At 70.9% G+C, this 13,220-nt stretch carries 11 protein-coding genes; 3 read left to right on the forward strand and 8 right to left on the reverse strand.

Translation table 11 applies throughout. The annotated features are described in order from the left end of the window. Positions 1-70: 70 nt before the first annotated feature. From ACIQWX_RS44085 to ACIQWX_RS44095, 3 genes are read left to right on the forward strand one after another with little or no spacing between them, the layout of a single operon-like run. Positions 71-1,495: a serine hydrolase domain-containing protein gene (locus ACIQWX_RS44085; RefSeq protein WP_400884530.1), complete on the forward strand. Its 1,425-nt coding sequence runs from the start codon at positions 71-73 to the stop codon at positions 1,493-1,495. After that, on the forward strand, positions 1,462-1,878 hold the full coding sequence (locus ACIQWX_RS44090; protein ID WP_400884533.1) for a PGPGW domain-containing protein: 417 nt from the start codon (positions 1,462-1,464) through the stop codon (positions 1,876-1,878). Before ACIQWX_RS44085 ends, ACIQWX_RS44090 begins: the two co-directional genes overlap by 34 nt. A 19-nt stretch (positions 1,879-1,897) precedes the next feature. Beyond that, the gene (locus ACIQWX_RS44095) at positions 1,898-2,554 is read left to right on the forward strand and encodes a TetR family transcriptional regulator (RefSeq protein ID WP_400884535.1); all 657 of its coding nucleotides are present in this window, start codon (positions 1,898-1,900) and stop codon (positions 2,552-2,554) included. On the opposite strand, the gene ACIQWX_RS44100 is transcribed toward ACIQWX_RS44095, so the two are convergent. From ACIQWX_RS44100 to ACIQWX_RS44135, 8 genes are all read right to left on the reverse strand, one after another. Then, positions 2,514-3,179 (reverse strand): epimerase, encoded by a 666-nt coding sequence (locus tag ACIQWX_RS44100; RefSeq protein WP_400884537.1) that lies wholly within the window; start codon positions 3,177-3,179, stop codon positions 2,514-2,516. The genes ACIQWX_RS44095 and ACIQWX_RS44100 overlap by 41 nt on opposite strands. Next, on the reverse strand, positions 3,176-3,574 hold the full coding sequence (locus tag ACIQWX_RS44105; protein ID WP_400884538.1) for a carboxymuconolactone decarboxylase family protein: 399 nt from the start codon (positions 3,572-3,574) through the stop codon (positions 3,176-3,178). The genes ACIQWX_RS44100 and ACIQWX_RS44105 overlap by 4 nt, the downstream gene beginning before the upstream one ends. 34 nt (positions 3,575-3,608) lie before the next feature. Further along, positions 3,609-5,981 carry a DNRLRE domain-containing protein gene (locus tag ACIQWX_RS44110; RefSeq protein WP_400884541.1) on the reverse strand — a complete coding sequence of 791 codons (2,373 nt, stop codon included), beginning with the start codon at positions 5,979-5,981 and terminating at the stop codon, positions 3,609-3,611. Positions 5,982-6,112: 131 nt separating this feature from the next. Beyond that, positions 6,113-8,611, reverse strand: coding sequence for a LamG-like jellyroll fold domain-containing protein (locus tag ACIQWX_RS44115; RefSeq protein ID WP_400884542.1), 2,499 nt, complete (start codon positions 8,609-8,611; stop codon positions 6,113-6,115). Between the two features lie 29 nt (positions 8,612-8,640). Continuing rightward, entirely contained in the window at positions 8,641-9,618 is a 978-nt protein-coding gene (locus ACIQWX_RS44120) for an ABC transporter permease (RefSeq protein ID WP_400884544.1), read from the reverse strand. Next, a complete protein-coding gene (locus ACIQWX_RS44125) occupies positions 9,615-10,577 on the reverse strand; it encodes an ABC transporter permease (protein WP_400884546.1) in 963 nt (320 codons plus the stop codon). The genes ACIQWX_RS44120 and ACIQWX_RS44125 overlap by 4 nt, the downstream gene beginning before the upstream one ends. Beyond that, positions 10,570-12,126, reverse strand: a complete 1,557-nt coding sequence (locus tag ACIQWX_RS44130) for a sugar ABC transporter ATP-binding protein (RefSeq protein WP_400884548.1) — start codon at positions 12,124-12,126, stop codon at positions 10,570-10,572. Before ACIQWX_RS44130 ends, ACIQWX_RS44125 begins: the two co-directional genes overlap by 8 nt. Beyond that, a complete protein-coding gene (locus ACIQWX_RS44135) occupies positions 12,126-13,202 on the reverse strand; it encodes an ABC transporter substrate-binding protein (protein WP_400884551.1) in 1,077 nt (358 codons plus the stop codon). Before ACIQWX_RS44135 ends, ACIQWX_RS44130 begins: the two co-directional genes overlap by 1 nt. Positions 13,203-13,220 lie beyond the last annotated feature (18 nt).

A 13,220-nucleotide genomic window follows, 5' to 3' on the forward strand; every position in this document is an offset into this window, starting at 1 on the left:
CGAAAGTCGGGGGTGGTCGACGTCGTCCGGTAGCGGCGGGCAGCCTGGCAAAAGATCTACCTTCAGCCGCATGACCAGGCTTTTCCTGCTGCTTGCGGCGCTCCTGCTCGTCACCGCGACGCCGGCCGCCGCCGACCAGCGGTCCGACATCGACGGCTACGTCCGCGCCTACCTCGACCACACCGGCTTGCCCGGCGCCGCGGTCGCCGTCACCCATGGCGGGGACGTCGTCCGGACAGCCGGCTACGGCCACGACTCCGCCGGCGCGCCGATCAGCGCGTCGACGCCGCTGCCGATCGCGTCGCTGAGCAAATCCATGACCGCCTTCGCCGTGCTCCAGCTCGTCGAAACCAACCAGCTCAGGCTGGACGAGCCCGTCACGCGCTACCTGCCGGGCTTCCGGCTCGCCGACGACCGCGGCGCGCGGATCACCGTCCGGATGCTGCTGGACCAGACGTCCGGGATGGCCGACTCCGCCTTCCCCGATCTCAAGCTGGCCCAGCCGCACACACTCGCCGAGGCCGTCACGCGGCTGCGGGACGCGCCGCTCGCGAGCGAGCCCGGGACGGAGTTCCACTACCACAACCCGAACTACGAAGTGGCGGCCCGGATCGTCGAGGTCGTGGCCGGGCAGCCGTTCGCGGAGTACCTCCGGACGAGGCTGTTCGCCCCGCTCGGGATGACGTCGAGCACCACCGTGGACGAACCGCCCGGGACCGCCGGGTACGTCCGGGCCTTCGGGTTCGAGGTGCCGGTGTCCGAACCGGACTGGTTCACCGGCGGCAGCCACGGCGTCCTGAGCACCGCCGACGACCTGGCGAAGTGGCTGCGCGCGCAGCAGGACGGCGGTGGGGTGCTGACCCCGGCGTCGGTCCGGAGCGCGCACACGCCCGCGCCCGGGCGGGACTACGCGCTGGGCTGGCGCGTCCGGGACGGGAGGACGTCGCACACCGGCGACTGGTTCTCCCACACCGCCGCGCAGGTGCTGCTGCCCGGTGGGTACGGCGTCGCCGTCGTGGCGAACACCGGGATGGCGCTGGACAACGAGGCCGAACTGCTGGCCCAGGGCATCGCCAGCCTGCTGGAGGGCGGTGCGCCGGAGCCCGCGCTGCCCGCCGGTGTGCTCGCCGACTACGTCCTCGCGGCACTGGCCGTGATCGCCGTCGGGCTGGCCGTCCTGGGGGTGCGGCGAGCCCGGCGGAAGCCCCGGTGGTGGCGGGTCGCGCCGCCGTTGCTGCCGCTGCTCCCGCTCGCCCTTCTGCCGCAGCTGCTCGGGTGGGTATTCGCCGGACGGCGGGGTACCTACGCCCAGGTGCTCTACGTCTGGCCCGGGCTCGTGGTCGCGCTCGGCGTGGTCGCGCTGGCGGGCCTGACCGTGGCCGCGGCCAGGGCGCGCGTCCTCGTGAGTGGCACGCGGGGCCGCGACCGGGAACAATCGGACGAAACGAGGGGAGACCCCCAGTGGGCATCGGCAAACAGGCGAAGCGGATCCTGATCACGGTGGCGGGCGCCGTCTTGCTGCTGGTCGGGGTGCTGCTGCTCGTCCTGCCCGGCCCCGGGCTGCTGCTCGTGCTCGCCGGGCTCCTGCTGCTGGCGTCGGAGTTCCCGGCGCTCGAGCGGTACGTCGACCCGGTGCGCGACCGCGCGATGAAGGCGGCCGAGGAGAGCGTGTCGTCGCCGCTGCGGATCGCCGGGTCGGTGCTGGCCGGGCTGGCGCTGCTGGCGGCGGGGATCGTCTGGGGCACGGTGAAGTCGCTGCCGTTCGCCGGCTGGAGCACCGGGTCGAGCCTGATCCTGTCGTCGGTGATCCTGTTCGCGCTGCTGATCTGGAGCTACCGGCGGGTCAAGACCCGGCGCGAGGCCACCAGCCGCAGCTGAGGGGGATACTGTCGGCGCCATGAGCGCCGCATTCCAGCGTGCCCGGCGGCCGGAGCAGATCGAGGCGCGCCGCACCGCGATCCTCGCCGCCGCGCGGGAGCTGCTGGCCGAGCGCCCGGTCGCCGACATCAGCCTGCGGGAGCTGGCCTGCCGCGTCGGGCTCGCGAAGTCCAATGTGCTCCGCTACTTCGACAGCCGCGAGGCGGTCTTCCTCGAGGTCCTCGACGCCGAATGGTCGGCGTGGCTGGACGCGCTGGCGCTCGGCCCGGCCGGCCCGGCGGAACCGGGCTACGCGCGCGAAGAGCGCGTCGCGGGGACGATCGCCGCGACGCTGGCCGCGCGGCCGTCGCTGTGCGAGCTGGTCAGCGCGATGGCGCCGGTGCTGGAACGCAACATCTCGCCCGAGTTCGCCCGCGACTTCAAGAAGCGGTCGTTCGCCAACACCGAACGGCTCGGCGAGCTGGTCCGGGCGCGGCTGCCGGAGCTGTCGGCGGACGGCGCGCGCCAGTTCGCACTGGGCGTGGTGATCGTGGTGTCGGGGGCGTGGCCGTACGCCAACCCGACCGACGCCGTCGCGGCGGCCGCCGCCGAGGTGGGCGGGGTGCCGACGTTCGCCGACGGGCTGGCCGAGGGGCTCACGAACCTGCTGGCCGGCCTCGTCGCGCGGCGGCGGTGACGATGTCGGGGTTTTCGAGGACGGGCTTTTCGTGGCCGTTCTCGGCGATTTCCAGCATTGCCCGGCCGAGCTCCTCGTTGGTCGTCACGGAGCCGGGGAACAGCCGGCGCAGCAGCGGGTACAGCGGCATCGCGACGCGGTAGAGCGTCCGGTACAGCGTGGTTTTCGACGTGATCCCGTGCCGCGGCTGGATGTAGCCAGGGCGGACGGCGAACGTCCGCAGCGGCAGCTTCGCGAGCGCGTTCTCGGTGGCGCCCTTGACGCGCGCCCAGCGCACGCGGCCGCGTTCGGTGCTGTCGGTGCCATGGCCCGAGACGTACACGAACGTGGTGCCCTCGGGCAGTTTCCGCGCGACCGAAAGGGTCAGTTCGTAGGTGATCCGCTCGTACTCCGCCGGCGCCATGCCGACCGAGGACACGCCGAGGCAGAAGAGGCACACGTCGTAGCCGGTGATCGGCTCGAGGGCGAACAGGTCCGGCTCGACGCGTTCGGTCAGCTTCGGGTGCGTCTCGCCGAGGGGCGACCGGCCGACCGCCAGCACCGCGTCGACGCGCTCGTCGAGCAGGCACTCGCGCAGCGCGCCCTGGCCGACCATCCCGGTCGCACCGAAGAGGACGACCCTCATGCGTCCGCCACCGGCAGCAGCCCGCGTTCGGCGAACACCTTCTTCGCGACGGCGGTCGCGTTGAGCGCCCGCGGGAAACCGCAGTAGGCCGCCGACTGCAGCAGTGCTTCGACGATCTCCTCGGGCTTCAAGCCGGCGTTGAGCGACGCCTTCACGTGCACCTCCAGCTGCGGCTCGCACCCGCCGAGCGCGGTGAGCATGCCGAGCGTGACGAGCTGGCGGTCGCGGGGCACGAGCGCCGGCCGCGTGTAGATCTCGCCGAAGCCCCACGACACGAGACTGTCGGCGAGCTTCGGCGAGACGTCCGCGAGGCTGTCCAGCACGCGCTGGGCGGTCTCTTCCCCGTTGAGGTCGACCAGGGCCCGCTTGCCGCGTTCGAAACGATCGTCGGTCATGACCGCGACGGTAGCGGCTGGAGCGGGCTCCAGGTCAAACCGCGCGCGTGGCCGCGGATTCCGGGACGGTCCACACGTAGAACAGGGTGGTGGTCTCGTCCGACCGGACGCCCGCCGTGTTCACGCTCCACGTCCGCAGCGTCAGGTACGCGGCGTTCGGCTGGTCGGCCGGCACGTCGAAGCCGAACGACGCCGTGCCGTCCGCGGACGCGGGCACCGCCGTCTCGGCGCCGGACCCGACCGCGTAGCCGTAGCTCGCCGGGTTCGCCTGCAGCGGCTGCACCGAGCACTGGACGTGCTGCCCGGGGCGGACCGAGTCGGCGCCGGTGTCGCACGTCACGGCAGGCGCCGCGGACTTGGCGGTGAACGTGTACACGGTCGCGTCCGACACCACGCCGTCGGCGAACGTCGTGGTCACCCGGACCGAGTTCGGGTACCGCCGGGTCGGGGTGAACACCACGGAAGCGGTGCCGGACGGGTCGGCCGCGACCGTGCCGGACGGACCGCCGTCGAACTCGTAGCCGTAGCTCACCGCGCCCGCCACGGGCGAGGAGAACACGAACGTCCCCGGGGTGCCCACCGCGCCGCCCGCGTCGTTCGCGGGGTACTCGGCGCTCGTGACGGCGGGCTGGTTCGAGGCCACGTCGAGGTTCACCCAGCCGTCGCCGGAGCGGATCCCCGCCGCGGTGGTGTTGTGCGCGATGAACGCGCCCCAGGACGCGGTCGCCGGCGTGACGGTCACGGTCGCGTCGCCGTTCTCGTCGACCGGCGCGGTGGCCCACTCCTGGTCCTGCCAGCGGTAGGTGACCGACGCCGCACCCGGCAGCGTGGCGTGCACCCGGAACTGCGCGGGCCGCCCCTGCACGGGGTTCGCGGTGAGCGGGGTGATCTCGGGTTCGCCGGCCTCGACCGAGAACGACGTGCTCGAGGGGCCCGTCAGGTAGCCGTTCGCCAGTTTCGCCCGCACCGTGAGCTCCGGGTACGGCTGCTCGTAGTCGGTCGGCACGACGGTGACCGTCGCGGTGCCGTCCGGCCCGGCGGGCACGGTCCGGTCGTCGTCCTGGCCGAGGTGGTAGACGTACGCGGTCGCCGGGGACGGCCCGTTCGGGGTGAACGTGCATTGGCGTGCTTCGCCGACGTACCCGTCCCACGGCGTGCAGGCGACGCCGGGCTCGTTCGACGCCACCCAGAAGCGGTAGTCGGTGCGGTCGGAGCGGGCACCCGCGGCGTCGACGCTCCACACCGACAGGTACTGCGGGCCGCTCTGCTGGGGCACCACGGTCACCGTGGCCGGGCCGCCCTTGCGCGTGGCCGGGACGTAGGAACCCGGGGTGTCGAAGAGGCCGTAGTAGTAGCCGACGACGTCCGCGACGCCGTTGGCGGTGAAGGTGAACGAGCCGGGGATGCCCGTCCCGCCCGTGCCGAGCCCGACTTCGTAGTAGTCCGCGGAGGTGACCACCGGCGCCTTGTCCGGCCGGACGAAGTCGGTGGTCAGCTTGCAGACGGCGCTCCACGGTCCCGCATCGGTGTGGTCGAGCGCGCGGACCTGCCACGCGTACGTCGTGGAGTCGGCCAGCCGGCCCTGCACGTCGAGCGAAACGCCGTTCCCGGTGAAGGAGTTCTGGATCGTGACGCGCTGGTCGGGGTGGTCGACCGGCCACAGTGCCCACTCGGCCGTGCCGAAGTCGCCGTCGGGGTCGGTGACCGCGGCGCCGAGGGGGAGCGAGCCGGCGCCGGCCACGACGGGCTTGGCCGCGCACGCCTGCGTGCCGACGGTGAGCTGCGCCGGCTTCAGCGGCGCGCGGTTGTAGCTGATGCTCAGCTTCGCGTGCGGGTCGTAGGCCCGGCCGGACTCCGGGTCGTTCTGCCGGTCGTCCGGCAGCCGGATGGCCAGGGTCGCGGTCTTCTGCCCGGCGTCGAGCGCGCTCTGCAGGGCCGCCGTGGCGTTCCAGAACACCCCGCGGGCCGGGCAGGACGTGTCGATGATCGGCCCGCCCGCCTGGACCAGCTCGGCCGGCTGGTTGTTCCACGTCGGCTTCTTCGCCGGCTCGGTCAGCCACAGCTGGGTGGTCCGAGGGGTCGAGCAGTCGGCGACGGCGGTCTCGTCGATGGACACCCCCGCCTGCTCGAGCCGGTTGCCGCGCAGGACCGAGAGGTCGAACGTCACGTAGGCCTTCGAGACGTGGCTGACGCCGTTCGCGTAGGTGTGCGCGCCCACGGGGAGGTCACCCGCGGGGTTCGTGAAGCTGGTGCGTGGCGCGGCCGAGTCGACGTACGCCCACGAGCTCGCGGTGAGCTCGGTGATCGTCGAAGCGGCGGCGGGTGTCGCGGTGAGCACGGCCGCGCCTGTGGCGACCAATGCGGTGACGGCGGCGAAAGCGCTTGCCGCCCGGACCTTCGAGCCCATCGGGCCTCCCCCGGAAGTGTCGGTTCAGTCCCGTATCGATCGTCCTTTCGTTGCCGTTACGCGGTTTTCGCACCGAAAACGCGGAAAGGCCGCACCGGGAGCGTCCCGATGCGGCCTTTCCGGACAAACCGCTACTTACCGCTGCTGTACAACGCGCTCACGTCCGCGTCGGACAGTGCCCGGTCGTAGACGTGGACCTGGTCGACCGCTCCGTTGAGGTAGTCGACCGGGCCGCCGCCGTACTTGCCGCGGCCGATCACCGTGTTGCCCGTCGACGCGTCGCCGAGGCAGACGCTCTTCGTGGCCGCCGGCTGGCCGTCCACGTACAGCTTCAGCGTGCCCGAAGCCGCGTCGCGGACGCCGACCACGTGGTACCAGCGGTTCGCTTCCGGGGCCACCGGCGCCAGGGCGCGCGTGCCGACGAAGCTCATCGCCAGCCGGTGGTCCTGGCCGGAGTACTGCAGGAAGAACGCGCTGTTGCTCGGGCCGTCCTGGCTGACGATCGTCTGGAAACCGTCGCCGACCGCGTTGAACTTGACCCACGCCGCCGCGCTGTAGCTGCCTTCGGTGTTCACCAGCGCGGCACCCGTGTCGGCGTACTGGCCCGATCCGTTCACCGCCAGCGCCGAGCCGCTCTTGCCCTCGGTCCAGGACGCGCCGCCGACGAGCGTGGCGTCGTGGTCGCCGACGCTGTCCGCCGCCGTCGTGCCGGTGTTCTCGTCGAAGCCGTACGCCGCGATGCCGTCGATGCCCGGCGTGCCCGCGGGCACCGGAGGACCGGACGTCACGGGAGCACCCGTCGCGCCCTTGATGACCGCCAGGTTCGCCGCGCGGACCGCCGCGAAGTCCATCTTCTTCACCTGCCGGTCGTAGGTGAAGAAGCCGTTGACCTCCTTCTCGACGTCGGTGGTCTGCGTGTAGACGCCGGCCGAGACGCCGCAGCGCTGGGCGACCAGCAGCAGGCGCTGCTGCAGCTCGCCGTAGCGCCGGGTCAGCGTCGCGCTGTCGGGCTCCATCTCGTAGGCGAAGCTGCCCGCCGGGTCGAACTCGTGGCCCGCGACCTTGAGACCGAGGCCGCCGTACTCGCCGTCGACCGCCGCGCGCGTCCCGGTCTGGATCGGCGTTCCCGGCCCGGTGTAGGTGTGGTCGTCGTAGATGTCGCCCTTGCCGCTGTCCGGTTCGGACCGGCAGCAGTTGACGCCGGACTCCGCGTTCACGAGCCGCGTGGGATCCCACGACTTGACCTCGTCGGCGATCCGGCCGACTTCGTAGTCGCCCCAGCCCTCGTTGAACGGCACCCACGTGACGATCGACGGGAAGCTGCGGTGCTGGTCGATCATCCGCTTCATCTCGGACTCGTAGTTGACGCGCGACGCGGGCGTCGGCTCGACGTCGTCCTTCATCGCCGGCATGTCCTGCCACACCAGCAAACCGAGCTTGTCGGCGTAGTAGTACCAGCGGTCCGGCTCGACCTTGATGTGCTTGCGCACCATGTTGAAGCCGAGCGCCTTCTCCTGCTGCAGGTCGAACTTCAGGGCCGCGTCGGTCGGCGCGGTGTAGATGCCGTCCGGCCAGAAGCCCTGGTCGAGCGGGCCGACCTGCATGACGAACTTGCCGTTGAGCAGCATCCGCTGCTTGCCGTCGGCGGTCTTGCCGACGCTGATCGACCGGATGCCGAAGTACGAGCCCACTTCGTCCCCGCCCGACAGCTTCACGCGCAGGTCGTAGAGGAACGGGTCGTCCGGCGACCACAGGTGCGGCCGGTCCACCTTGAGCTTCAACGGCTTGTTCGCGTCCCCGGACACGCGTCCGACCGGGCGGCCGTGGTCGTAGGCGACGGCTTCGATGCGCTGCTTGACCGGCCCGCCGACCACGGCGTTGACCGTGACCGACCCACTCGCCACATCGGGCGTGACGTCGAGCCGGTCGATGTGCGCGGTCGCGACCGGTTCCATCCACACGGTCTGCCAGATGCCGGAGGACGGCGTGTAGAAGATGCCGTCGCCGGGCTGGCGCTGCTTGCCGATCGGCTGCCCGCCCTGGTCGTTCGGGTCGGCGACGCCGATGACGATCTCCTGGGCCTTCTTCGTGGTCAGCGCGTCGGTGACGTCGACGGACCAGGCGTCGTAGCCGCCGGTGTGGCGGGCGACGGTCTTGCCGTTGACGATGACCGTGGCGTCGTAGTCGACGGCCTGGAAGTGCAGCTGCAGCCGCTGTCCCTTGCCGATCTGCCAGTTCTTGGGGACCTCGAACGTGCGGCGGTACCACATGTTCGTCTCGTGGCGCATGATCCCGGACAGCGCGGACTCGACCGGGTACGGCACGAGGATCCGCTCGCCGAGCGTCTTCCCGATCGGCGCGGCCTCACCCGGGGTCGCCTTGGCGAATTCCCAGACGCCGTTGAGGTTTTGCCACTGGGAGCGGGTCAGCTGGGGCCGAGGGTAGTCGGGGAGGGCGTTGGTGGGCGAGACGTCCTTGGTCCACGGCGTCGACAGCGGCGGGGTGAGCCGCTGCCACTGCGGGGCGTCGGCGGCGCTCGCCGCCGGCACGGTGCCGAGGCCGGCCACCGCGACCGCGAACGCGGCGGCCGCGGTCAGCCATCTCCGGGTTTTTCGGGCAGGGTGGAACATCGTTGAGACCTCCTGTTGGGGGACGGGGCTCAGCGGGTACTGCGGGAACGCGCGAGGGCGCGCTGGATCACCACCACGACGAGCAGGAAGGCCCCGCTCACGACGGTCTGGTAGTTGGAGTCGAGGGTGCCGATCTGGTTGATGACGTTCTGGATCAGCGTGCGCAGCAGCACGCCGACGAGCGTGCCGATGATCGTGCCGGCGCCGCCGGTGAGCAGCGTGCCGCCGATGACGACGACCGAGATCGCGTCCAGTTCGGTGCCGACGCCGATGACCGTGACGCCGGACTGCAGGTACGCGGCGGTGAGGACGCCGGCGAACCCGGCCAGGCCGCCGCTCAGCGTGTAGAGGCTGATCTTGGTGCGGGCCACCGGCAGGCCCATCAGCAGCGCGGAGTTCTCGGCGCCGCCGATGGCGAACACCGACTGGCCGAACCTGGTGCGCTTGAGGAGCAGCCCGCCGAGCGCGAACAGGACCAGCGTCAGGTAGACCGGCACGCCGACGCCGAAGATCGTGCCCTGGCCGAGCCAGAGGAACGCCGAGCCCGGGTCCACTTTGTACGTCGTCGCACCTTCGGACGTCAGTGCCAGCAAGAGTCCTCGGGCGAACAACAGCGACGCCAGCGTCACGATGAACGGCGCCATCCCGGTGCGCGCGATGAGCACGCCGTTGACGAACCCGATCAGCGAACACACGGCCAGCGGCAACAGGATCGCGACGACCAGGCCGTACTGCGCGCCCCACGCGGCGAGGATGCCGCCGAGCGCGTAGTTCGAGCCGACCGACAGGTCGATGCCGCCGGAGATGATCACGAACGTCATGCCCAGCGCGATCACCGCGAGGAACGAGCCCTGCAGCACGAGGCTGCGCAGGTTGTCCGCGGTGCCGAAGTGCGGGAACGCGAACCACGACGCGGCGAGGCCGAGCACGAGCACGACGGCCGCGCCCTGGCGTTGCAGCACGCCGGCGAACGCGGCGTTGCGGGCGGTGGTCTGGACGGCGGTCATCGGCTGCTCCGCTCGCGCGCGACGTAGACCGCGACGACGATGATGGCCGCCTGGACCATCTGCGCGGTGGAGTCCGGCAGGTTGTGCTTGATCAGGGTCGCCTGGACGAGCTGCATGAGCAGGGCGCCGAACACGGTGCCGAGCACGCGGACCCGGCCGCCGGTCAGCGGCGTGCCGCCGACGACGACCGCGGTGATCGCGGACAGCTCCATGAGCAGGCCGACGTCGCTCGGGTCGCTGGCGGCCAGCCGTGACGTCGCGAGCACGCCCGCGATGGCCGCCAGTGCCCCGGAAATCACGTAGACGCTGATGAGCACGCGCTTCACCGGCAGTCCGGCGAGGGTGCTCGCGGCGCGGTTGCCGCCGACCGCGACCAGGTGCCGCCCGAACGTCGTGCGCTGGACGACCAGCCCGGTCAGCACCGCCAGCACGCCGGCGACGATCACCATGATCGGGACGCCGAGCAGGTCGCCGGTGCCCAGCGCCAGGAAGTCCTGGTTGCGCAGCTGGACGAGCTGGCCGTGGGCGATCACCAGCGCGAGTCCCCGGCCGCCGACCAGCAAGGCGAGGGTCGCGATGATCGGCTGGATCCCCAGGTACGCCACCAGGTAGCCGCTGAACAGACCGGAGAGCACGCCCGCGATGACGGCGACGATGATCGCCATCAGCGGGCCGGCGCCCAGGTAGAGCGGGATGAGCGCGGCGGCGATCGACATCACCGAGCCGACCGACAGGTCGATGCCCTCGGTGCCGATCACCAGCGCCATGCCGAGCGCGACGATGCAGACCGGCGCCGCCTGCACCAGCTGAGTGCGGAAGTTGGCCGCGGACAGGAAGTTCTCGGTGAACACGACGTTGAACAGCAGCAGCACCACGACGGCCAGGTAGACGCCGTAGTTCTGCAGCCACGCCGTGACTTTCGCGCGGTCGGGGGTTCTGGTCAGGGTGGCGCTAGACATCGTTGTCACCCTCGGCTGCGATCGCGGTCAGTACGTTCTCCTCGGTGATGCGGTCGCCGGTCAGCTCGCCGACGACCGAGCCGTCGCGCAGCACGACCACGCGGTCGGAGCCGTCGATCAGCTCTTCCAGTTCGGACGAGATGAGCAGCACGCCGAGCCCTTCCTGCGCGAGTTCGTCGATCAGCGCCTGCACCTCGGCCTTCGCGCCGACGTCGATGCCGCGCGTCGGCTCGTCCAGGAGCAGGATCTTCGGGCCGGTGGCGAGCCAGCGGGCGAGCAGCACCTTCTGCTGGTTGCCGCCGGACAGCTCCGACACCCTCTGCTCGGGACTGGCCGCCTTGATCCGCAGGCGCTCCATGAAGATCTTGACGATCTTGTCCTGTTTGGACTTGCTGACCAGGCCGAACGGCGAGAGCGTCGGCAGCGCGGCGAGCACGATGTTCTCGCGGACCGACAGGTTCGGGATGATCCCGTCGGTCTTGCGGTCCTCGGCCAGCAGCGCGATCCCGGCCCGCATGGCGGCCTTGATCTTGCCCTTCTTGAGTGGCTTTCCAGCCAGCAGAACACTGCCCCCATCCAGGGGGAACGCGCCGACGATGGCGCGCGCCGTCTCGCTGCGGCCGGAGCCGAGCAGGCCGGCGAGGCCGACGACCTCGCCGGGCCGGATGCTCACCGAGACGTCGTGCAGCCGCCGCATGCCGGACAGGTTCTCGGCCTTGAGCAGCGGCTCGCGCTCGACGTCGTGTTCCTCGCCGAACGCCGTGACGCCTTCCTCGCGGATCTGCTTGATCTCCCGGCCGAGCATCTTGGACACCAGCTCGATGCGGGGCAGGTCCTTCAGCGGTCCATTGTGGACGACCCGGCCGTCGCGCAGCACGGTGACGCTTTCGCAGACCCGGTACAGCTCGTCCATCCGGTGGCTGACGTAGACGATCGCGATGCCTTCGGCGTGCAGCCGGTTCAACACCTCGAAGAGCGTCTCGACCTCGCGCGGCTCGAGCGACGACGTCGGTTCGTCCATGATGACGACCTTCGCGTCGGTCGAGACCGCGCGGGCGAGCGCGACCATCTGCTGCGCGCCGACACCCAGGGTGTGCAGCGGGCGCTTGACGTCGTCTTCGATGCCGTAGCCCTTGAGCAGCTCGCGGGCGTCGGCGTACATCTTCGACCAGTCGACGAGACCGGCCTTCGTGCGCGGCTCGCGGCCGAGGAAGACGTTGCCGGCGATGCTCATCAGCGGGACGAGGTTGACCTCTTGGTAGATCGTGGAGATCCCGGCCCGCTGCGCGTCGATCGGGCGCTTGAACACCACGGGCTCGCCGAGGTGGCGCACCTCGCCCTCGTCGGGCTGGTAGACGCCGGTGAGCACCTTGATCAGCGTGGACTTGCCCGCGCCGTTCTCGCCGACGAGCGCGTGCACCTCGCCGGGTCGCAGCGCGAAGCTGACGTCGTCGAGCGCGAGGGTGCCGGGGAACCGCTTGGTCACCCCGGCCACCTCGAGCACCGGTGCGGTCGTCATGGCGACGTCCTCTTCGGTGGCTGCCGTCATCAGTACGCGTTCCCGACCTTCTGGGCCGCGTTGGTCTCGTCGTACTGGTCGTCGGTGATCACGATGCTGGCGGGGATGGCCTCGCCGTTCTCGAACTTCTGCAGCGTCTGGAAGGCCAGCGGGCCGAAGCGCGGGTTGGACTCGATCACGGCGTTGTAGCTGCCGTCGGCGATCAGCTGCACCGCGTTGCGGGTGCCGTCGATCGAGATGACCTTGACGTCCTTGCCCGGCGTCTTGCCTGCGGTCTTCAGCGCGTTGACCGCGCCGACGCCCATTTCGTCGTTTTCGGCGTAGACGGCGGTGATGTCCGGGTGGCTCTGGATGAGCTGCTCCATCACGGCCTGGCCCTTGGAGCGGTCGAATTCACCCGTCTGCTCGGCGACCACGGACAGGCCGGCCGTCTTCGCGAGCTCGTCCTTGAAGCCCTTGGTGCGGTCGGTCGTCACGTTGTTGCCGGACGAGCCGAGCAGGATGGCGACCTTGCCGGTGCCGCCGGTGACCCGGGCGGTCTCCTGCGCGGCGCGCTTGCCCTGCTCGACGAAGTTCGAGCCGATGAAGGTCAGGTAGTCGGTGCACGGCTGCGACGTCACCTTGCGGTCGATCGTCACGACCGGGACCTTCTTGGCCTTCGCCGCGTCGAGGGCGGGCTGGAGGCCGTCGGAGTTCAGCGGCGCGACGACGAGCAGCTGCGCACCCCGGTCGAGCAGCGACTTGATGTCGCTGATCTGCCGGTTGAGGTCGCTCTGGGCGTTGGTGACGAGCAGCTTGTCGTTCGCGATGCCGAGCTTCGCGGCTTCGTCCCGGATGGACTGCGTCTCGGCGATCCGGAAGGGGTTGGCTTCCTTTTCGGACTGTGAGAAACCGACCACCGCGGTCTTGAGGTCGACCTTGGGGTAACCGGTCTTGTCGATGGTGCAGCCGTCGGCGGACGGCGCGACCGACTGGGCGCTGGCGGCGGGTCCGCCACCGCTGGACGGGGCGGCCGGGGTCTCTTCCCTGCTGGTGCAGGAGGAGAGGGTCAGCGCGGTGGCGGCCGCGGTGGCCAGGACCAGGAAGGGGCGGGGGGACAGAGGCACGGTGACTCCTCGGGCAGC

It is taken from the genome of Amycolatopsis sp. NPDC098790, from assembly GCF_044759945.1.
Lineage (GTDB): Bacteria > Actinomycetota > Actinomycetes > Mycobacteriales > Pseudonocardiaceae > Amycolatopsis.